We start from the raw sequence: 21,580 nt of genomic DNA on the forward strand, positions 1-21,580 counted from the left end.
TCGCCGGAGCCGGGGAGGCTTCATTCGCGGGGCCGCTAGGGCTCGGGGGTGTCGGCTCGCTCATACGACTCCAGAAGCTGTCGCACCGTCTTTGCCCGAGGATGGTTCGGGTGGTGCTCGACGAAGCGCCGGTACCGGCTCACCGCCTCCTCGACGCGATTCAGGCGGGCCAGGGCTGAGCCGGAATACAGCAGGCAGTCCGCGTGCTCGGGCACGAAACCCAGGCAGGCATTCGCCATCGCGACTGCCTGCATGGCCCTCCCCTCGGTGTTCGCTTTCAGCAACTCCTTGACAGTTGAGGCCAGGCTCTCCGCAGACAACAACCTGCTGGCCTCGACGGACGAGGACTCCGACAGTGGCTGCTTCTGGCTGCCGCGGCCGATCGGCACGACGTGCACCTCCATGAGGCCCACGTTGTCCGAGGGGTTGTCGTCGACGAAGCCACATTTGAGCGCCTCGACTCCCTCGACGCGCACCTCGTTGCCCTGTCCCAGGAGGAACGCCACGGGCCCCCTCACGGCGACATCTCCAGCCGGCGCGGAAGGCGACCATTGGATGCAGGCGATCCAACGCTCGAGACCGCGCCCAGGTCCACGGATGCGCGCTGGAACGCCACCCGAGACCGTCAGCGTCAGGGAATACCTGACCGAGCGACTCAGCCCCGTGAGCAACGCGGCCTTTTCCAGGGACGCGCCTCTGTCCTCCGGGCTGAAGGCGATCTGCTTCTTCGAGCCAGCCTGTGCGCTCGCGAGCTGGATGCTGCGCTGGCGCGGACTCCCCATGGAGGGCGGGCTCAACGTGAAGAAGGAGATGCTCGAGGCCCCGACGAAGAACATCGCTTCGTCGGTCACCTCCCCGAGGGAGTCCTCCGAGGACATCCGCGGGCCCGAGAGCAGGTAGAAGATGGGGGGCGGATTGGAAACGGAAGGACTGAGGACCTCCTCCGGCTCCGGCCGCGAACGCGGGTTCTCGGAGATATCCGTCACCTCGTAAAGCATGCTCGGTGCCAGCCCCGTGTCGGCGACGAAGCTTCGAGGCACCAGGATGACATCCCGCCGGGCCTCCAGCCGGAAGGTCATCTCACGGGCGGTGTCCGTTGCCGTGCCTGGTGCCTCGCGCGCGGAGGCCGTCGTCGCCGTGGCCTCGACGGGCGCGACGACCGCCTCCTGTTTCGGCGCTTCCACCGGGGCGGCACGTTCCTTGACGGCAACCTTCTCCAGGGCCTTCGCCGGCGGCGGCTGCGGTGACGACGGTTCATTCTCCGTGGGAGTCGGGCCCGCGCCCCAGGTGGGTAGCAGCACGGCGCCAGCCCCGAGCGACAGGAGGAGGCCCGCGCCAGCAACGAGCGCTCCCCGTGAGAGACGTGGCGAGGACGCCGGCTTCGTCTCGTGCTTCGGCCCGCGCTCGACGGCCGTCTGCCTCGCCTTCGGGGGATGCGGCGAAGGCCCGTCCCCATTCCGCGTCGGGGCGAGGTTGGGCGCGGTGCTTCGCCAGAGAGCCAGCTCCTCCCGGAACGAGGGCGGCACCGACATCTCGCGTCCCTCCTTGGCCAGCTCCTCGCGGAACAACTCCCGGACGAGGTGCGCCAGGTTCATGGAGGAGAACCGGGGATCGAAACCGTAGAGGAAGCCCGCCAGCGCATCGCCGAAGGCGTGGCTGGACTCGAAACGTGCCGACAGGTCCACCGCCAGCGCGCGCATGACGAGCTTATCCAGCGCGGCGGGGATGCCACCGCGCAGCTCGCTGGGCGCGGGGAAGTCGCCGCGCGCCATCCGCACCATCACCGTCTGCGGCGGACCGGTGAGGGGGCGCTGACCGCACAGCATCTCGTACAGCACCAGGCCGGTGGCCCACACGTCCGTGCGCGCATCCACCTCCTCACCGCGCGCCTGCTCCGGCGAGAAGAAGAGGTACTTCCCCTTCACCACCCCGGGCTCGGTGTCGAAGGTGCGCAGCAGGCGCGCCTTGGCGATGCCGAAGTCGACAATCTTGACCTGCCCCTCGTAGCTGACGAGCACGTTGTCTGGAGAGATGTCGCGGTGGACGATGCCCAGTTGCTGCCCCTTCTCGTCCGTGCGCGTGTGCGCGTAGTGCAGGCCCCGGCACATCTCCAGCGCAATGAACGTCGACACGTGGATGGGCAGGGCCGTCAGGCCGCCGCGCGCCGCCCGCTTGAGGATGCGGTGGAGCGGCTGGCCGTCCACGTACTCCATGGCCAGGAAGTAGTCCCCGTCCACCCGGCCGAAGTCGAAGACCTGGGCGACGTTGCCATGGGACAGCGTGGCGGAGATGCGCGCCTCGCTGATGAACATGGAGATGAAGGCCTCGTCACCGGAGAACTCCGGCAACACCTTCTTGATGAGCACGGGCTTGGTGACGCCGGCGTCGCCCACCAGCCGGGCGCGCCACGTCTCCGCCATGCCGCCTCGGCCGAGCCAGGACACCAACTCGTAGCGGCCAAACTTGTCTCCGGGTTGCAAGGCCATCGCGGCCTGGAGCCTACCTTAAAAACCGGGAATTCCAGGCCATGCGCCCCACCCGCGCCGTGGTATGTTCCGCGCCGTGTCGAGTCTGGGAGACGAGGACGGGGACGAGCTGGTCCGAACCGATGCCCTTCCTGCCATCCGCACCCCTCGCGTCCGCATGCGTCTGGTGGTGCTGACGGGGCCGGATGCAGGCAAGGCCTATCCACTGCTGCCCGGGCGCTACCGCATCGGCTCCGAGGCGACCTCGCACATCGTCATCCCGGACCGGGCCGTGTCGCGCCAGCACCTCATCCTCGAAGTGCGGGAGGATGGCGTACGCGCAGTGGACCCGGGCTCGCGCAACGGTTCCTTCTGTGAGGGCATGCGCTTCTCCGAGCTGGAGGTCCGTCCCGGCGCCGTCCTCACCCTGGGCAACACGGAGCTCAAGCTGGTGCCCGAGGGCGAGAAGTCGCGCTCCCTGCCCCTCTCCACGCGCGGCAGCTTCGGCGGGCTGGTGGGCAACAGCCGGCGTATGCGTGAGGTGTTCACCATGCTGGAGCGGCTGGCCGCCGGTGAGTCCGACGTGCTCATCCAGGGCGAGACGGGCACCGGCAAGGAGCTGTGCGCGGAGGGCATCCACGCCCAGAGCCCGCGCAGCCGGGGGCCCTTCGTCATCGCGGACCTCGCGGGCATCGCCCCGTCGCTGCTGGAGAGCGAGCTGTTCGGCCACGTGAAGGGCGCCTTCACCGGTGCCAACACGGACCGCGCGGGCGCCTTCGAGCGGGCCCACGGCGGCACCCTCTTCCTCGACGAGGTGGGTGAGTTGCCGCTGGAGGTGCAGCCTCGCCTGCTGCGCGCGCTGGAGCGCCGGCAGGTGAAGCGCGTGGGCGCCAACGACTACCGCACCGTCAACGTGCGCGTGGTGGCGGCGACGCACCAGGACCTCGAGGGCGCGGTGAAGAACGGCCTGTTCCGCGGGGACCTGTTCCACCGGCTCGCGGTGCTGCGCGTCATGCTGCCTCCGCTGCGCGAGCACCCGGAAGACATCCCGCTGCTCATCGACACCGTGCTGGAGCGCATGGGCCGTCCGCCCAGCGCCCTGTCGGACCAGACGCGCGCGCTGCTGGCGCAGTACCCGTGGCCGGGCAACGTGCGCGAGCTGCGCAACGTGGTGGACCGCGTGGTGAACCTCGGCGAGGAGGCCCTGCCGGACATCCCCGACGCGCCCGCCCACGCGCCGATGTTCTCGGACGATGACCCGGAGAACACGGTGCCCATGTCCCTGGACCTCCCCTTCAAGGAGGCCAAGGAGCGGCTCATCGACGGCTTCGAGCGCGACTACCTGCGCACCCTGCTGGAGCGCTGCGGAGGCAACGTGTCCCGCGCGGCGCGCGAGGCCGGCATCGACCGCGTCTACCTGCGCAAGCTGCTGCGCAAGCACGGGCTGGACACGTCGTCGACCTAGCACTTCGTCGAGACTCCAGGGAGGCTGCGCGCGCGGCGGAGCCGTGACTGCGTCGCGCGAAGGATGCCTGCGGCTCGCCCGTGAGGGCTGTGCGCCTTGAGGCCGTGGCTCGCGTGCACAGCGTTCGGGGGCTGCCATGCTCCCTCCCTCGTCTCGCCCCCTCCTCGCGGCGCTGTCCCTGCTCGCCGCGCTCCTGTCCACCGGCTGCGGCACCCGCACCGGCGATGAAGCCCGCACCGGGCCCGTGCCGCGCATCTGGACGCTGCGGCACCTGCACGAGCGCGCGGCCCTCACGCCGTCGCTGCCGGCAGGGCTCTCCACCCTCGGAGTCGGCGAGCCCATCACCCTTCGCGGACGCCGCCTGCCGCAGTGGTCGCCGCCGTATCACCACCTCGAGCGGCTCCAGGCGCGAAACCACGACGGCTTCAACGTCCTCCCGGCCTTCAGCGAGGGCCGGCCCGTGGCCTTCACGGTGCTCGAGGTCTGGGAGCACGTGCCCGAGGTCTGGGTGCAGCCCTGGTACGTGCTCGTCACCGAGTACGACGCGGCCCATCCGGACGCGCACCGGCTGAAGGGCGCGCTGCCGCTGGTGGACATCGGCGACGACAGCGTCTTCTACAGCCCCTTCTGGGAGGTGACGTACGTCGTCGTCCCGAAGGACACGCCGCCGGACCGCTACCGGAGCGCCACGGAGCTCTACGGCGCGGGGCTGCGCATGTACCGCGGCGGCGGCCTGCTGGCGCCCCTCGCGCCGGCGGACCTGACGCCCGCGGTGGCGGAAGGCAGCGCGACGCCCCTGCGCCCGCTCTCCGGCGACGGCGTGGGCGTGCCCGTGCGGGGCGAGGTGTGGCTGCGCGGAAGGCGCGTGGGCCACCTCGACTTCGGCACGCGAGCCTTCACCTGGAACACGTCGGCGGAGCGCAACGGCGTGGTGGACGAGGCGCCCCTCTACCTCTTCGCCACGGCGGACGCGGCGGGACGCCCGGTGCCGCTGGGCCTGCCCCCGGTGCTGGGCTCGGGCCGACGCGCCGGACGGAGCGACTCCGGAACGCCGCGCACGGGCGCGCTGATGCGGCCGCACCTGGTGCTGCTACCGCCCGGCGCGGCCCCCTTCATTCCCTCCGAGCTGGCGGAGCTCAAGGCGTCGTTGCGCGCGCGCGGCGTCAACGTGGTGGACGCGCACCCGACGGCGGAGCAGCTCGCCGAGGCGAAGGACTACGTGCTGCGCGTGGCCCTCAACCCGGAGTGCTTCCAGGACCTGACGCGCTTCCCCCAGGCCTGCCGGTGGCTGGACTCGCGGGCGGCGGTGGAGGCCCACGTGGAGCCCGCGGCCGTCATGCCCCAGGACGTGCTCTTCACCTCGCCCATGCTCTCCCTCGCCGGGTGGCAGCCGGGCTCGTGACGCGGGGGTGAGGGCGCTGTCGGCTGGTCGTCACATGGCGGGGGCCGCGTGGATTCACCTCCACGGGCTCTGCTAACCCTGCGGGGCACACGCCTGCCCCCGCACCCGTGCCCCTCCCCCTCTTCCCGCCCTCACCGCAGCAGCGCCTCCCCGCGCTCGTCGCCGAGGGCGTGTGTCTCATCGCGCTGCTGCTGGCCTGCGTGAAGCTGGGGCGCGGCGTCGAGGGCGTGTTGGACCTGGGGCTCTGGGACGAGGCGGACTACCTCCAGCGTGCGCTGCTCATCCCCGAGCGCGGACTGCCGGCCCCGGAGTGGGGACCGCTGTACTCGCTCTGGTACCTCGGCCTCTCGCGCCTGTGGCCGGATCCGGTGGACGTCTTCTACGGCAACACGCGGCTCCTGCTGCTGCTCACGTCCGTGGCGGGCTACGCGCTCCTGCGACGCGTCGGCGCGAGGCCGTGGCTCGCGCTGGCCGGTGCCTCCGTGTACCTGCTGTCCATGGCGCCGCACGTGCTGCCGCGCCCCACGCTGCTCGCGCTCCTCGTCATCGTCGCCGCGCTGCTCCTCGCGTCCACCGCGCGCACGACGGAGGACGCCTGCGTGCGTGTGGGGCTCGGCCTGCTCGTCGCGTCGTTCGCGCGCCCCGAATACTTCCTGTCCTTCCTCCTCGCGTCCGGGGTGCTGGTCGCGCTGCTCGTGCGGAGCGTCGCGAAGGAGCGCACCCGCTGGCCCCGGGCCGTGCGCACGGGTGTGGCCTATGCGCTGGGCGCCGTGGTGCTCATCGCGGTGATGGGCAACCCGTTCGGCAACACCCGCAACCGGCGCTTCTTCGCGTTCTGCCAGCACTTCGCGGACAACTACGTCCGGCGCACGGGCCTGCCGGTGAACCCGTGGGGCCAGTGCGACACGGTCATCCAGCGCGTGTTCGGCGACGTGGACTCGCTGGGCGATGCGGCCCGCGCCAACCCGGACGAGATGCTCGCGCACGTCGGGCAGAACGTGCGGCGCTATCCGCTCGAGTCGCTTCGGATGTTCGCGGCGGGCCACGGCGGTGTCTCGCCCCTGCCCGGGGGGCGCCGGCCATGGACGCGGGAGCAGGCAGGGCACCTGTTGCTCATCGCCGTGGCGGTGGGCTTCCCACTGGCGAGGCTCCTCCGCAACGCGCGCAGGGTTCCGCGGGCCCTGCGGAGCCGGCGCGTGCTGGGCACCGTGGCCGCGGCGTGCGCGGTGCTGCTGCCCGTGCTCGTGTCCGTGGTGCTCATCCAGCCGCGCCAGCACTACCTCGTGATGCAGGGGCTCATGGCCCTCGCGGTGCTCGCCGCGCTGGCGTCAGCGGCGCGGGCGCCTCGGCGGAGTGAAGCCCTCCTCCCCGCGAGCCTCGGCCCGAGGCCCGCGGGACTGGTGCTGACCGCGATGGTGTCTGGCGTGCTGGTGCTGTCGGTGCCGGACCTCGTGCAACGCCAGGGCGGCCCGGCGGCGGTGAAGAAGGACCAGTTGCTGCGCGTGTATGCCCTCCGCGCGCTCGGGCTGTCTTCACGCGTCGACCCGGGGGGAACCATCGGCGTGCTGGATGCGCAGGGCGGCCTCGCCGTTTACCTGGGACCGCCATTCCGTCGCATCCCCACGTGGACGAAGCACACGTGGGAGCCGCTCCCCTCCTTCTTGCGCCGCCAGCGCGTCGACCTCGTCATCCTGGACGCCCGCCTGCGCGAGGACCCGCTCTTCTCCGGCGATTCGGCGCTGGAGGACTTCCTCTCCGAGCCGGGTGCCTTCGGCTACACCACCTGGCGCATCCCCGGCGTGGACCTGCTGCTCGCGGTGCCGGAGTCGTGGACGTCGCGGGACACGCGATACCCCGCCGTGTCGCGGCCCTCACCCCGACGATAGGCCCACCGGAATCTGTCTGTATTTCTTCAGTCACGCTGAATCGGACGCATTCGGAAATCAGCAGTGTGGACCCGTGGCCGTTTGGCCCCATGGCGGGTCAATTCCTGCCGAAAGGGTTCGAAGTATTGGGAGCCCTGCTGGAGCCCACCGACTTTATGACTCTGCTTTCGCGCCTTCGTTCGAGCTTCGCTGCCCTGCTGACCGTCGCACTGCTGCCCGTCCTGGGCTGCGGTGGCGGTGAGGGCAAGGTCACGGTGTTGATGACCGACGCGCCGGGCGACAACCTCAAGACCGCGGTCGTCACCATCTCCGAGATCTACCTCCAGGGCGATGGCGACAACGGTGATGACGACGGCGACATCAACAAGTCCAACGGCGACAAGGGCGGCCGCGTGGTGCTGCTCGACGAGCCCGTGACGGTGAGCCTGCTGGACCTGGCCAACAAGACGTCCGAGCTGGTGTCCGACGCGGTGGTGCCGAACGGCGACTACCACGAGCTGCGCTTCGTCATCACCGGCGGCTACATCGAGGTGAAGAACACGGACGGCACCACGTCCATCTTCGCCTCCTCCAGGGACTACGCCGAGCTGCCCGAGGGCGCCGAGGTCGAGGGCACCCTGCACATGCCGAGCTACGGCTCGTCCGGCCTGAAGGTGAAGTTCTCCGAGACGCTGAGCATCGAGGGCGAGCAGAAGGTCCTGCTGGTGGACTTCGACGTCGCGCAGAGCTTCGGCAAGGAGGCCGGCGGCTCGGGCCGCTGGGTGATGAGCCCGGTCATCAAGGGCGCCGAGGTGACGGCGTCCGGCAGCATCAACGTGACGCTGACGAAGGGCGCGGGCGTGTCGCTGCCGGTGGTAGATGACCACCAGGTGACGCTGGGCGACTTCCGCGCGGTGATGATCAACGCCGCGGGCAGCCGCGAGGAGCTGGCGCTGACGGACGCGGACGGCAACGGTACCTTCGAGGCGAGCTTCAAGTTCCTCATCCCGGGCACCTTCTCCGTGAGCATCGCGGGGCCCACGGGCGTGACGTTCAGCACCTCGCCGGATGCTCCGGTGACGGTGGAGCTGGGGTCCGGCAAGAACCTCACGCAGGCCTTTACGCTCACCGACGCGCAGGCGGAATAGCGCGGGCGAGCAACAGATTGCAGTCGGGTCGGCGCGGGGCCGACCCAGGCGAGGCGTCGGGGCGTGCTCCCCGGCGCCTCGTTTTTTTGTTTCCGACTCCGGTCGGTTGGCGCGGGGCTCGGACGCATCAGCGTGGCATCGCGAGTGAGCCGTGAGCAGGCGCGCAGCGGCGGGCCGTGGGGCCGGCTCATTCCAGTGCTTGTTCCGCCCCCTCCCATCAGCCGTACCGCGGCCCCATGAACGCAAACGGGCCCGGAGCAGCATGGCTCCGGGCCCGGCTCACGCGGGACGCGTGAAGGAAGCGCCCCTCAGTAAACGACGAGCGGATGCGGCGTGTGGTAGCTGACGATGGTCAGCACGGGGATGAGCGGCGCCTCTTCATCCGTGTCGCCGCCGCCCGAGGTGACGCGCATGCCGTCGAAGCGCGCCAGGATGACGTAGTCGCGCCGCGTCTCCAGGAACGGGTCCGCGCGCGGAAGCCTGCCGAGCGCCTCGCGTCCCGTCTCGTCGGAGATGTTGTCGTAGTGCTTCCGCGTGAGCGTGCGGTTCTCGCGCTGGCGCGACTGCACCGTGCCGCCAATCCGGCCCATTCCGGTGAGCTGCGTCTGCCCGTCCAAATCACCCGAGTAGGACGACAGCGAGTCCGTGCGCTCGCCGTAGCCCACCGGCATGTCCGACTCCGCCGACTGCAGCGCCTGCTCCACCAGCCACACCGTGGGGCGCTCGCCCTCCGAGCGCTGGTCCGCCACGCGCGCGCGCAGCAGCACGTAGCGGCCCTTGTACGTGTCCGGCCGGTCCATGGCCGAAGACAGCGAGAAGATGGGAATGCGCCGCTCCTGGAGCGTCTGGAGCTCGCCATTCACGGCGCCTCCGCGCTGGGCCACCACGCGGGCGATGAGCGACGCGCCCTCGGGCCGCACGCGCAGGTCCTCTGCCCAGGCGCGGCCGAGCAACGCATTGAGCTGCGTGAAGGGCGTGTTCTCGATGCACGCCTTGAGCGCGGCCCAGCCCTCGTCGCGGGACTCGGCGTGCACCCGGCGCGCGGCGGCCTCGCAGAGCGCGGGATTCGGATAGCGCGCGGCGAAGGCCTTCGGGTCCGCCACGGCGCTCGGCGCGGGAGGCTCGGGCGGCGCCGGGGGCGGCTTCTCCGCGACGACCTCCTGACGGGGCGGCGGCGGGTCCGACCACGTCACGTGCGAATGGGCCGTGCCGCATCCGGCGGCGAGCGAGCCCATCAGGGCCCAGGCAGGGAGCATCCAGGGATGGCGGAGCATGAAGGGACTCCTAGAGCGAGGCGGAGCCAGACTGCGTGGAGCGGCTGTGCTCCCGGACCGTGGGCGCGGACCGCGAACCGGACGACTGCGACGGCAGCACCATGGAGCACGCGTCCGAGCAGCGGTCGCTCATGCACGAGAGCGCCGCGGGCGGCGCGAACTGCTGCGACACATCCGCGTAGCACTGGTCCCCCTTGCTACCGGGGCACCCCGCGCGCGCGGCGCACTCGCAGCACGGCGAGGCCACCGTCGCCATGAACTGCACCTCCTGCAGCACGGAGGACAGGGCGCGGTAGCAGGCGCGAGCCCCCGGCGCGAAGCGGCCCTTCGCGTCGATGATGGACGCGGTGCCCTCCAGGCCGCACTGGTCCACGGCGGTGATGAAGCGGCGCTGGCACATGCTGGTGAGCGTCGAGTCCGAACGCCCGTCACGCGAGGTGCCCACCGTTTCCGAGCAGAGCGCCTTCGCCACGTCCTGGAGCATCTTCTTGTTCGCCGTGTCCTGGCTGTCGCTGGGCGCGCCGGAGGACTGGTCGGCTTCGAAGACACACTCCTTGCCCGCGCGGAGGGTGTCGACGGTGCACGCCCACGCGGTAGGCGAGTCGTCCGCGACGGGCGGCGCCGCGAGCGCTTCAGGAGGAAGGGCCGGCGCGTTGCTGTCCGGCGCCGAGCCCAACAGGAACAGTGAGACGAGGAAGGCCTTCATGGACACGGCAGGTTAGGACGTCGCGCCCCCGGGCACAAACGCTCTCGCGCGCGACTGTTCCGTCCTCCCCTTCCCTACCTTCGTGGGTGGGGCTTTCGTCTGGCTCACGACGATGGGTTTCTCTATCAATTCCGGCGGAGTGGCCTCCTTGTCCTTCGGGTCCGCGACCCACTCGGGCTCGCGCACCGTGTCGCCGGCCTTCCACGTCCGGGGCACGCGCCGGATGCCCACCGGGTACACGGTCAACTGCCCGTCCCTGTCTATCTTCAGACGGAGGAAGTTCTTCCAATCCGGAATCGCCAGGGACGAGAACGCCTCGTTGGGGTGACACCCGAACACATTGAGGGAGATGAGCAGGTACACCCCCATCAAGGTGGGCCCTACGAGGAATCCACCGGCGAACAACAGCAACCCGCTGGCCACGTCCCGCCTGAGCGTGTCCCCGCCCCCCATCACGGCCCCCGATAGCGCGGAGGCGAACCATGTCAGCAGCAGGGCCGCCAGCACGTGCACGCAACCATGGAGCCCGCCGGCAATCCTCCGCCACCAGGCCCCCCGGCGCGCATCCGCGAAGCCCACCATCCCCGCCACCACCAGCGCCGAGAGCAGCAGCGAGCCGCTGTTCGCGATGAGCCGCGACAGCACCTGGCCGAAGGAGTGCGAGGGCCCGGTGGCATTCAGGTCCGCCACGATTCCCCAGCCGAGCAGCGTGTAGAGGACGCCGATGAGCACCCCGAACCACGGGTTGTGGCCGAGGAAGCCCAGGTTGCGCCACGTCAGGCGGCTGGACACCTCGGGCTTGGGGAAGCTCTCCTGCAGCACATAGCCGTCCGGACGCGAGTCCACGCGAGGCAGGTGCGTGGGATGCAGGAAGGCACCGCCTCCGCCCGCGACAATCTTCTGCCGCCCTTCCTCGTTCTCGTGGCGCCGGTAGTGGTGCAGGTCTCCCGCGAGGAAGACACTCACCTTCTTGCCGAGCACCGTCTGCTCGAGGAAGGCGATGTTGTTGTCGAGGAACTCGCGGCCGGCGTGGGGCTTCACCTGCTGGTGGATCCACTCGGGCTCCGCGTTGCAGAGGATGACGCGGTCGCCGTCACCCATCTTCTCCGCCACGTTCTCGAAGAACTGCACCTGCGCGGCGTCCACGTCGGACTCCAGTTGCATGTCGGTGCCCAGCAGCCACCACCCGCGCGGCAGCTTGACCGCGAAGTAGCTGCGCCGCTGGTGCGTACGCCAGGCGGAGGACTCGCGGCCCTGGCAGAACAGGCGCAGGAAGGACACCAACCCGTCGTACCAGTCGTGGTTGCCCGGCAGCGCGAACAGGTGCGGCCGCTGGCGGCCATGGTGCATGGCGGCCTCGTAGGGGCGCACCGTGCGGGCCTGGTACTCGTCCACGCTCGCGGTGGGGTACACCTGGTCGCCACCGAAGACGAGCACCTCGCCGCCCTTCGTCACGTGCGTGGCGCCGGAGGGGTCCGTGAGGGACAGCTCCGGCCGTGTGACGGCGAGCGCAACGGCATAGGTGCTGTCCCAGCCGTCGCCCAGGTCCGCCACGTAGTCGAGCCACAGCTCGTCCCGCTCTCGTCCGGCGTCGTCCACGGACAGGTCGTAGAAGAGCTGCTGCGGTGAGGCCACCGCGTCCAGCAGCCGCCGGTCGGCCTGCTTGCCGATGGTGCCTGACAACAGCGCCTTCACGCCCGCTTTCGCGAGGACGCTCGGGTCGAACCAGCACACCATCTTCCGTCCGGGGGGAGCGGTCGGCGGGGGCGCGGCTCCCCTGCCTGGAATTGCATGCACATCGACAGTTCGGGTCTGCGCCATGGGGGAGCCTCCGCTGAGGCCGAGTGGCGAGGATGGCGACGTGACGCCAGCGCCCGGCCGCCCGGTGCCTCTTCACGCCGGAGGTGGAGGCGCCACCGCTTCCGGCGATTCGATGGCCAGTTCTCGCGCGAGGCCCGACCTCACGACGGGCGCATAGCGGTCCCACAGCGGTCCGAGGAAGAACCGCCCGAAGCGGTCCATGGCGGACAGCCCCCCGCTTCCCCGGCGGGCCGGGTGCATGCTGGAGATGATTTCGAGGACCTGGGCCACGCCGAGCGACAGCACTCCGGCGCCCACCACCGGGCCGCGCGCATCCGGGCCTTCGTGAAGCTGACAGTGGAGCCGCGTGGTGTCCTTCCACAGCGTGGCGGCGGAGGTGTAGCGGATGGCGCGCGTGCCTTCGAGGAAGTACTCGCGGCCCTCGTGGGCGAAGCGCAGGCCGTAGGTCATCAACCGTGTGCGCGCGTCTTCTCTGGACTGGAAGATGTTGAAGCTGCCCAGCCGGACGGGGATGTCATCGCCGAAGGGGGCGTAGCTGAGCCGGGCCACGAGCCGCGCGGTGTGGCGGATGTCACCGACGAACGCGTCCACGTCGTCCACGCCGATGGTGAGGTGCACGGTGAGGGGCCGCGCTTCGGGATGGAGGGCGCCGGCCATCGGGTCCGTGGGACCGAGTGCGAAGGGGCCGGTGAGGGACTCGCTGAAGGTCAGGTCCGGAGCGGGCTCGGTGGTGAGGGTCATCTCGGGCGTGAGCGGCAGGCCCTGCTCGCCGCGCACCGTGAGGTACCTCCACGCGTCCGAGTAGCCCATGTCGATGAGCGAGGCCGGGGTGACGCGTCCGTCGTAGACGTCCGTGTCGAGGGGCAGCGGGCGCTCGGGCTTCACGAGGTGGACGGCGATGGGGCGGCTGTGGCCCATGACCTCCTCGCCCGCGAGGATGCGCTCGTTGATGTCACGGATGCGCTCGAGTTGTTCGAAGAGGGCGCCGTTGGCGCTCAGCTCCATCAGGTGGGTGTACTGCTGGAGGAGGCCGCGGCCGTAGCGTGGCGTGTTGCCGATGCACCAGAGCACCCAGATGACATCCGCGCCCCGGCGCACGGCTTCCATCAGGTTGCCGTCCTGGATCCACAGCGAGTCGGTGTAGAGCGTGCCGTCCCGATTCACCGGCGGCATGAGGATGGGCGGAGAGACGGCTGCGACCAGCAGGTCCAGGTCCACGCGCTTGTGAGGGATGACCTCGTTCACCTTGCGGGCGAAGTCGCAGACGTTGAAGGTTCCTTCGAGGAGCTTGCTCTTGTGGATGGCCCGCAGGTCGATGCCCAGGTGCGGCAGGACGCGATGCACGAGCGCCTCGGCGTCTCCGAGCGCTTCCACGTCGAGCAGGTCCACGGGCTTCCGTGGCGCCGCGAAGGAGAGGAAATCCTTCACGGGGAGCGTCCGCCACCGGTTGCAGATTTCCTGGGGAGACAGGCCGGAGAGCAGCATGGCCAGGTTGAGGATGCCGCTCGACGTGCCATCCGCATGTTGGAAGACGACGCCCGCGTCCGCGAGGGCACGCATGGCACCGGCCTGCCACGCGGCGCGCATGCCTCCGCCGACGAGGATGAGCGAGCGCTTCCGACCGTCCCCTCCTCGTCCGACGAGTGAGGCCGGAGCAGCGGATGACTTTGCTCGGGCGCGTGACTTCTTGCTGGAGGATGACCGCTCCCGGGTGCCGGACTCCGCCTGTCGCGAGGCAGCAATGGGCGACCTCGTTGTCGGGCCCGAACCGGCATGTCGCGGAGCGGCTGCGCTGGGCCCCTTCGCACCGCCCTTCCCTCGTCGCGAGATGGCGGCGCCGGCTGCGAGCTCTTCTCGTCGCCGACCCATGAGCGCTCGCCACCTTCCGCCCTCGAGTCGCCCTACTCCATCACCGTGCCGTGCGCCCCTGCGCCTGAACGTGAGGTAGCCGTAGGCCAGCGCGCCCCCGATCACGTTCCCCGCGACCACGCCCAGCGCGAGCGGAGACAACCGCTCTCGCACCGCGGGCGGGAGCACCTGCCCCCTGTCCGTCTCCCTGTCCCCGTGGGCGGAGACGGAGCCCGTGGGCTGTCCGTCGCTCTCGCCACGCTGCTCCGGGGCTTCACCTTCGAGAGGAGTGCTGGACGGTTCGGCTGGCATGACGCGGGCCCCACGTCTCGACTCGAACGGGCCTATCGCTGTGAGGACTGCTTCGCGAAGGGCCTGCCCCCCTCCGGCACGTCGTCAGCCAGGGGAACCTGCGACAAACCTGGGGAGCACCCACGTGGCATGCAACCCTCGCCCACCGCGCTCGACCAGCCAGCGAGGCCAGCGAGTGGCACCACCTCGCGCACCCGCCATTCATCCACGCGCTCCCAGCACCCCACGTCTCCACGCTTCACGGCCTGGATTCGAGCAAGATGCCGCCCGCAGGCTCTTGCGCGAGGTCGACCGGTGAGCACGGATTGGAAGCCCTATGAAGACGGAGGCTCGCTCGGATGGATGGGCTCGCAGGGCGGCACCATTGCCCGCGACGAGGAGCTCGCAGGACAGGTGCGCCTCACCTACGAAGTCGATGACTCGCGCTCCTTCCACGCCATCACCTGCGCCGTGACGGGCTGGCTCCTGCACCACCGCTTCTTCGACAACGCCGAGGCCGCCCACTCAGCCTTCGACGCCATGAAGCCCGCGCTGGAGGAGCTCCGCACCCGGCTCACCGAAGGCGGCCCGAAGTCCCCCGCCGAGGCCCGCGCCGGAGGTCCGCTCCTCGCCGCGTTCATGGCCCGGTTCTCATGACATGCCGCGTCTGGGGGCCCGGGTCATCCGAGCCCCTGCGCGAGCCTCTGGACGTCCGCGCTAAGGTGCACCCTCTCTGCACTTTTCCGACACGGGTCGTCCTTCATGACTCCATTCCGCTTCACCACTCCGGTGTGTCTCCGTGCGTGCGCCGTGCTGCTCACCCTGCTCTGCGCGCGTGCGCAGGCCCAGGCCCAGCCGTCGTCGGTCACCATCGTCGGCACCTTCCAGCCCGCGCTCGGCTGCGCCGGGGACTGGGATCCCACGTGCAGCGCCACGAATCTGGAGCTCAACCCGGTGGACGGTGTCTGGCGAAAGCTCTTCACCGTCCCGGGAGGTGAGCAGCAGTTCAAGGTCGCCCTCAACGGTTCGTGGGAGGAGAACTACGGAGCCCTCGCGCAGCGCGGCGGTCCGAATCTCATCTTCAGCCACACCGAGCAATCCCTCCCCGTGAAGTTCTTCTACGACCCGGTCACTCACTGGGTCACCAACTCGTCAATCACCTCCATCGCCGTGCTCGCGGGCACGCTCCAGTCGAAGCTGGGTTGCCCGGGCGATTGGGATCCGGCGTGCATGCTCACGTGGCTGAAGGACATCGACCTGGACGGGGTGCAGGAGCTCCGCATCCCCTCGCTCCCCGCGGGGACCTATGCGCTGAAGATCGCCCACCACGAGAGCTGGGAGGAGAACTACGGCCTGAACGGTGAGCGCGGCGGCCACGACATCCCCTTCACCGTGCCCGCCGAAGGGCAGGCGATTCGCTTCTCGTACGACACGCCGAGCCACATCCTCACCATCCGCGTCGCCGCGCCCACCACCACCACGCTCGTCGTCACTCCGAATCCGGCGCGCCCGACCGAGCCCATCACGCTCAGCGCCATCGTTGACGTGACGGAGGGCTCCGCCGTGCCCGTCGGGACGGTGAGCTTCAAGGTGGATGGGCAGGAACTGGGACGCGCGGGCGTGGCTCTGGACGGCGTGGCGAGGCTGACGACGGACCCCTTCCCCAGCGGGACGTTCAGCCTCACCGCCGAATACAACGGCACCTATGAGTCGAGTCTGTCGCTGCCCGTGGTCTTCCTGAATGGGTACCCGACGAAGACGACGCTGACCGTCACGCCGTCGAGCGCCATCGCCTACGGGGAGCCGGTCACCCTGGAGGCCTCCGTGGTGCCGGTGGACTCGGGCGTGAGCACGGTGCAGGGCACCGTCTACTTCTATGACGGAGAGACGCAGCTGGGCTTTGCACAGCTCGACAATGGGCACGCGAGCTTCCCGCTCGACACGATGACCGTGGGTGAGCATGCGCTCTCGGCCCGGTTCAGTCTGATGGCGCCGTTCCTCGCTTCGAGCGATGAGGTCACGTACACCGTCAACCGGGCGGTATCCGAGGTGATGTTGAGCGCATCCTCGAATCCCATCCCCAGTGGCCATCCGGTGACCCTCACCGCGTGGGTGCTCGGGGTGCGGCCCAATGTGCCAGGCGTGCCGGGCGCGAGCGTCACCTTCCTGGAGGGGACGAATGAGCTCGCGACCGTGGCCCTCAACGCGGAGGGCGAGGCGAGCTACACCACTGCCCCCCTGGGGACGGGGCTGCACTCGTTCACCGCGGCGTACTCGGGTGACGCGGTCTTCGCGCCGAGCACCTCCGCGCCGCGGGTCGTGGACGTGAGGTCCGTCGAAGAGCCGGATGGAGGCCCGGGCGACGAGGACGCCGGCTCCGCGCCGGATGCCGGCTCGTCCTCGGACGGAGGGACTACCGGGTCCGATGCGGGCTCGGGCACTGTGGACGCGGGTCCGGCACCGGATGCAGGTGGCGGCAACACGGACGCGGGCTCGGGTGACACCGATGCGGGCACTGGCAATACGGACGCCGGAACCACGCCGGGCAGCGACGCCGGCACGCAGGGCCCGGACGCGGGCACCGGCACCACCGATGCCGGAACCTCCACCGACTCGCCCCAGTCCGACGATTCCTCGGGCTGCGGCTGCGGCGCGGGCACGAGCGGCTCTCCGATGTTCCTGCTCGGCATGTGGATGGGCCTCACCGCCCTCCAGTCGCGCCGCCGCTCCAGCCGTCAGTCCCGCGGCTGAAAGACATACAGAGGGCTCGGCGCCCCCGAGCCCTCACACCGCAGTGCGCAGCCTGGACACGAAGAACCACAAGACCAGGGCCACGCCTTGCGAGCCTGCTCGCGCGCGTGCGCCTCGATGAGTTGCCGCGCGGCGGTGTTGTCTGGCTCCAAAGCCACCGCCTGCCGCGCCCGAGCCTATCCGCCAGTCACCTCACCCTCCAGGCTCACCTCGAGCCCGCCGTACTCCGATGGCAACAGCGACAGCGTCCACCCGTGCACCTGGGCCACATGATGGGTGATGTGCAGCCCCAGCCCCTGCCCTTCGATGCCGCGCGTCCGAGCGGCATTGCCCCGGAAGCTGCGCTCCAACAGTCGTGAGCGCTCCTCCTCGGGAATGCCCGGTCCGTCGTCGATGACGCGCAGGTGGAAGCGGCCCTGCCGCGTGCTCTCCAGCACCACCGCCACGTGCCCGTCCTCATGCCCGTGGTGGATGCCGTTGAAGACGACGTTGCTCACCGCCTGCTCGATGAGCGTGACGTCGCCGTTCACCCAGACAGGGGCCTCGGGCACGCCGCTCTCCAGGGAGATGCGCCGCTGCCGGGCAATGGGCTGGTGCCGTCCGAGGACGCGAGCGATGACGCAGTTCAGGTCCACCGGAGCGCGCTGCACCTGTGGCGCTCCCGCTTCGAGCCGCGCGGCCGCCGCCAGGTTGTGGACCAGCGAGGCGATGTAGTGGGCCTCGCCCATCGCGGACGCGAGCACGGCGGGCTCCGGTGCCTCGCCGCGCCCGGTGCGCTGCTGCAGCGTGGACAGGTGTCCCTGGAGCACGGTGAGCGGCGTCATCACGTCGTGCATGGTGTTGGCGAGGAAGTCCCGCAGCGCCTGCTCGCGGGCCTCCTGCTGAGACAACTGGCTCTGGATTTCCGCGCGCGCCTCCTGGAAGGCCCGGGCCAATTCCGCCACTTCGTCGTTGCCGCGGACGGAGACGGGCTGCTGGTAGCGGCTGACGGCGGAGGCCCGCACGTCGCCGGTGAGCTGGCGGACGCGCCGCACCACGGGCCCCAGTGCCACCACCACCGCCACCACGGACAACAGGGGTATGAGCAGCACCTCCGGGGGAGGAACGCCCTCGACGGGAGCGCCCGGAGCATCCATGCGCCGCGCGAGCACGTACGCGCACGCCCCCCCGTCCCACGGCATGCGCATCAGCACGTCGAGGACCGCGCGCCCTTCCAGCGTCGAGCGGCGGACGACGACGCCCTGTCCCGTGGCGACCTCGTGCTGGACATCCTTGGCGATGGCGGGCGCGGATGGGTTCCGCGAGACGAACTGGTCGTCGTACGCGAAGTGCATGAAGAGGGGGGGAGGAATCCCGCTCCGCCCCGAGGGGAGGTCGGGAGGTGGCCCCCGGTCCGGAGGGGGCCGGGGCCCACCCGGAGTCGGGCCACTGCCGGAAGAAAGCGGCTCGCGGTGCGGGCCACTCCCGCTCTCACCCGGCGGCCGTGGTGCGTTCTTGGGAGGCGGCCCCTTGCGCATCCTCCAGGACTCGGGAGCGGCCTCGCATCGCTCGCGCTCCCCCGCCTGCATCTGCGCGAGCGTGAAGGTCTCCAGCGTCTGCTCCTGGCTGCGCAGCACCAGCGACCGCTGGGCCAGCGCGATTCCCGCGACGACGGGAACCGTCACCGCCACCACCGTGAGCGCCAGGCGCAGTCGAAGCTTCACGAGCCATCTCCGGACACGAGCCGATAGCCCACGCCCCACACCGTCTCCACACCGTGCATCGGGCCCAGCTTGCGCCGCAGTCGCGACACATGCACGTCCAGCGTGCGCTCCGTGCCCTCGCGCTCCGGATCCAACACGTGCTCCACCAGCCACTGCCGCGTCACCGCCTCGCGCGGGCGTCGGGCCAGCGCCGCGAGCAGCGCGAACTCCACCCGCGTCAGCTCCACGGGCTGGCCCTGCATGGAGACCTCGCGCGACTGGAGGTCCACGCGCAGGGGCCCGAGCTCGACGACGGCCTCCGCCTTCTGGAGCAACGGCCGGCGCAGGCGCGCGCGCACCCGCTCGATGAGCTCCTCCGGCCAGAAGGGCTTGGTCATGTAGTCATCCGCGCCGAGCTTCAGCGCCCGCACCTTGTCGACGGTGTCGTTGCGTGCGCTGAGGATGAGGACGGGCACCTCGGAGAAGGCGCGGAGGGCCTTGAGCATGTCCATGCCATAGGTGCCCGGCAGCATCAGGTCGAGCACCACGAGGCTCGCCTCGGGCATTCCCTCGGGCGTCAGGAGCCGGCCCTCCTTCCACCACGTGGGCTCGAAGCCCGCGCTCCGCAGGTGCTCGACAATCTGCGCGCCGAGCTGTGCGTCGTCCTCGACGAGCAGGATGCGTTCCCCCATGTCCCGTGTCTCCTCACCCATGCTGGGGCGCCGTGCGCGCGGCCGGTGCTGCGTTCCTCCTCCGGCCAGTACGCACGCCGCCCCCGGGAATCAAGTCACCCGTCGGCACGGGGACTGGAAGTGCTCACCGATCACCCGGCATCGGGGCGGGGAGGCGGCATGCCGCCATCCCAGCCAGGGGGCGGGCCCATGCCGCCATCACCCCCCGGAGGCGGGCCGCCCGGGCCACCCCCGCCGCTGCCGCCCGGCACCTGGCACGACGCCGCGTCCAGCGACGAGCGGATGACCAGCGTCTTCCAGGCCAGCATCGCGCCGTCCTCCATGCGCTGCGTCTGGAACACGTAGTCCGCCACCGAGTCCGCGGAGATGACGGTGTCGTTGCTGTTGGTCGTGTCGCGCGCGCCGCGCGTGTTGTAGAGCGGCTGCGTGTTGACGATTTCGTCGTCCAGCGCGTCGTCGAAGAAGAGCTGGGAGGTGACGTACTCGTTGCCATTCACCCGGACGGTGAAGTGGATGTGGATGGTGCGGCTGCTGTACCAGCCGGGGAAGCAGGTATCGAACTCCGCGCGGCCGTTCGCATCCGTCGTCTGCACGCCGCGGAACCAGCGCGCGGCTCGCGCCGTGGCGTCGCCCGAGGTGCAGAAGTCGCTCGCGTCGTCGCCGGAGTAGAGCCCCTCGGGCGCGGCGTGCCAGATGTCGACGGAGGCGCCAGGCACCGGCTGGCAGGCCTCGTTCACCACCAGGAGCGCGATTCGCACGGGCAGGCCGTCATGGCCCTCGCTGATGTCCTTCCGCTCGAGGGTGTTCGCATAGCAGGGCCCCAGCGTCGCCTCGCACGCGAGTTTGCACGTGGTGCCGATGCCCGAGGCGAACGGGTCGGGGTACGAGGCGGCCAGCGTCATCGCCGCGGTGCCGCCGGTGGCCCACGCCGTGGCGGAACCCGTGCCCGCGTCCGTCTCCGTGCCCGCGTCCGTACCGGTGTCACCGCCGGTGTCATCCGTGCCCTCGCCGCAGGCCACCACGAGGCGTGCGAGCGGCAGCGCCGCCAGTGCCATGCCCATGCCGCGCAGCACCTTCCGGCGCGTGACGACCTCCGCGATGAGGTTCTTCTTGGCGTCGTTGTCCATCCAGGTCCTCCTGAGTGCCGGTCCAGTTCGCCCGTGCTTCCAGGCGTGACGCTGCTTCTCGCGGAAAGACCTTAAGGAAACCTTGAGGGTTCCCGACCCCGACGGCGTGAGGGTCGGCTATCGTCAGCGGGCCATCACTCCGTGGACGGCTTCATGCGAATGAGAAGGCTCATGTGGGGACTCGGAGTGGTGCTGCTCATGGTGGTGGGAGTGCTGGGGCTCAAGGCCTTCCGCACGTACCGCTACCAGGCAACCGTGCTGCGCCCCGCTCCCTCGTCCGCCGTCGTGCCCGAAGAGCTGAAGGACCCGAGGCTGCGCGCCGTCACGCTGACGACGCCGCGGGGGCTGGAGGTGCGTGGGTGGTACGTGCCGCCCACGCGCGGCTCGGCCATCATCTTCGTGCACGGCTCGCCATCCACGCGGCTCGACCTGGTGCGAGAGGCGGCGGCACTGATGCGGCATGGGCACGGCGTGTTGCTCCTCGACATGCCGGGCCACGGCGAGAGCCAGGGGCCACCCACCTGGGGCGCCGAGCACCGCGCCGCGCTGGAGAGCGCGCTCGACTTCCTCACGCGCCAGCCCGAGGTGGATGCGTCGCGCATCGCCGTCTTCGGCTTCTCCATGGGCTGTGCGGTGGCGGCGCGAGTGGCCGCGGGAGACCAGCGCATCGCCGCCGTGGCGCTGGCTGGCGCCTACACGCGGCTGGAGGACCAGCTCCGCTACGAGTTCCGCGCGTGGGGCCCGGTGACGTACCTGCCTGCCATCGCCGCCAACCGGGACGTGGGGCTGCCCGTGGACGAGCTTCGCAACGAGGAGTTCGTCCCCTACCTGTCACCGAGGCCGGTGCTCTACATCGCGGGGACGGCGGACCCGGCCGTCCCGCCGTCCATGGCGGAGCGCCTGTACGCACTCTCCGGTGAGCCGCGCGAGCTGCTCCTCGTGCCGGGCGCGGGACACGGGCACTACGCGGACACGGGCGGAGACGCCTACCTCTCGAAGGTGTGCGCCTTCTTCGACAAGGCGCTGGCTCCCCACGCGTGAGG

Annotated in this window: 15 protein-coding genes; 7 read left to right on the forward strand and 8 right to left on the reverse strand. The window is 70.4% G+C overall.

Features of this window, described 5'->3' with window-relative positions:
• Window positions 1–35: 35 nt before the first annotated feature.
• Entirely contained in the window at window positions 36–2,486 is a 2,451-nt protein-coding gene (locus ACVTJA_RS27955; protein WP_465824098.1) for a serine/threonine protein kinase, read from the reverse strand.
• A 64-nt stretch (window positions 2,487–2,550) separates the two neighbouring features.
• Between ACVTJA_RS27955 and ACVTJA_RS27960 the strand changes: the two genes are divergently transcribed.
• The 4 genes from ACVTJA_RS27960 to ACVTJA_RS27975 all read left to right on the forward strand — a co-directional run bounded on the left by ACVTJA_RS27960 (window position 2,551) and on the right by ACVTJA_RS27975 (window position 8,345).
• Window positions 2,551–3,930 carry a sigma 54-interacting transcriptional regulator gene (locus tag ACVTJA_RS27960; protein ID WP_465824100.1) on the forward strand — a complete coding sequence of 460 codons (1,380 nt, stop codon included), beginning with the start codon at window positions 2,551–2,553 and terminating at the stop codon, window positions 3,928–3,930.
• Between the two features lie 136 nt (window positions 3,931–4,066).
• Complete coding sequence (locus ACVTJA_RS27965; RefSeq protein WP_465824101.1) at window positions 4,067–5,332, forward strand: hypothetical protein; 1,266 nt, start codon at window positions 4,067–4,069, stop codon at window positions 5,330–5,332.
• A gap of 107 nt (window positions 5,333–5,439) precedes the next feature.
• Complete coding sequence (locus ACVTJA_RS27970) at window positions 5,440–7,218, forward strand: DUF6311 domain-containing protein (protein WP_465824103.1); 1,779 nt, start codon at window positions 5,440–5,442, stop codon at window positions 7,216–7,218.
• 155 nt (window positions 7,219–7,373) lie between these two features.
• On the forward strand, window positions 7,374–8,345 hold the full coding sequence (locus tag ACVTJA_RS27975) for a DUF4382 domain-containing protein (protein WP_465824105.1): 972 nt from the start codon (window positions 7,374–7,376) through the stop codon (window positions 8,343–8,345).
• Between the two features lie 308 nt (window positions 8,346–8,653).
• On the opposite strand, the gene ACVTJA_RS27980 is transcribed toward ACVTJA_RS27975, so the two are convergent.
• The 4 genes from ACVTJA_RS27980 to ACVTJA_RS27995 all read right to left on the reverse strand — a co-directional run bounded on the left by ACVTJA_RS27980 (window position 8,654) and on the right by ACVTJA_RS27995 (window position 13,733).
• Window positions 8,654–9,619, reverse strand: coding sequence for a hypothetical protein (locus tag ACVTJA_RS27980; RefSeq protein WP_465824106.1), 966 nt, complete (start codon window positions 9,617–9,619; stop codon window positions 8,654–8,656).
• 10 nt (window positions 9,620–9,629) lie between these two features.
• A complete protein-coding gene (locus tag ACVTJA_RS27985; RefSeq protein WP_465824108.1) occupies window positions 9,630–10,325 on the reverse strand; it encodes a hypothetical protein in 696 nt (231 codons plus the stop codon).
• Between the two features lie 12 nt (window positions 10,326–10,337).
• Window positions 10,338–12,062 carry a hypothetical protein gene (locus ACVTJA_RS27990; protein ID WP_465824110.1) on the reverse strand — a complete coding sequence of 575 codons (1,725 nt, stop codon included), beginning with the start codon at window positions 12,060–12,062 and terminating at the stop codon, window positions 10,338–10,340.
• A gap of 156 nt (window positions 12,063–12,218) precedes the next feature.
• On the reverse strand, window positions 12,219–13,733 hold the full coding sequence (locus ACVTJA_RS27995; RefSeq protein ID WP_465824112.1) for a patatin-like phospholipase family protein: 1,515 nt from the start codon (window positions 13,731–13,733) through the stop codon (window positions 12,219–12,221).
• A gap of 867 nt (window positions 13,734–14,600) precedes the next feature.
• Between ACVTJA_RS27995 and ACVTJA_RS28000 the strand changes: the two genes are divergently transcribed.
• Window positions 14,601–14,942 carry a hypothetical protein gene (locus ACVTJA_RS28000; RefSeq protein ID WP_465824114.1) on the forward strand — a complete coding sequence of 114 codons (342 nt, stop codon included), beginning with the start codon at window positions 14,601–14,603 and terminating at the stop codon, window positions 14,940–14,942.
• Between the two features lie 105 nt (window positions 14,943–15,047).
• Window positions 15,048–17,036: a pullulanase X25 domain-containing protein gene (locus ACVTJA_RS28005; RefSeq protein WP_465824116.1), complete on the forward strand. Its 1,989-nt coding sequence runs from the start codon at window positions 15,048–15,050 to the stop codon at window positions 17,034–17,036.
• A 176-nt stretch (window positions 17,037–17,212) separates the two neighbouring features.
• Here ACVTJA_RS28005 and ACVTJA_RS28010 read toward each other — a convergent pair whose 3' ends face one another.
• The 3 genes from ACVTJA_RS28010 to ACVTJA_RS28020 all read right to left on the reverse strand — a co-directional run bounded on the left by ACVTJA_RS28010 (window position 17,213) and on the right by ACVTJA_RS28020 (window position 20,537).
• Entirely contained in the window at window positions 17,213–18,739 is a 1,527-nt protein-coding gene (locus tag ACVTJA_RS28010; protein WP_465824118.1) for a sensor histidine kinase, read from the reverse strand.
• Window positions 18,736–19,410, reverse strand: a complete 675-nt coding sequence (locus ACVTJA_RS28015; protein ID WP_465824120.1) for a response regulator transcription factor — start codon at window positions 19,408–19,410, stop codon at window positions 18,736–18,738. Before ACVTJA_RS28015 ends, ACVTJA_RS28010 begins: the two co-directional genes overlap by 4 nt.
• Before the next feature lie 131 nt (window positions 19,411–19,541).
• Window positions 19,542–20,537, reverse strand: coding sequence for a dioxygenase family protein (locus ACVTJA_RS28020; RefSeq protein WP_465824122.1), 996 nt, complete (start codon window positions 20,535–20,537; stop codon window positions 19,542–19,544).
• Window positions 20,538–20,708: 171 nt separating this feature from the next.
• On the opposite strand from ACVTJA_RS28020, the gene ACVTJA_RS28025 reads away from it, so the two are divergent.
• Window positions 20,709–21,578 carry an alpha/beta hydrolase gene (locus ACVTJA_RS28025; RefSeq protein WP_465824124.1) on the forward strand — a complete coding sequence of 290 codons (870 nt, stop codon included), beginning with the start codon at window positions 20,709–20,711 and terminating at the stop codon, window positions 21,576–21,578.
• Window positions 21,579–21,580 lie beyond the last annotated feature (2 nt).

The sequence above is a fragment of the Pyxidicoccus sp. M6 genome, assembly GCF_055568925.1.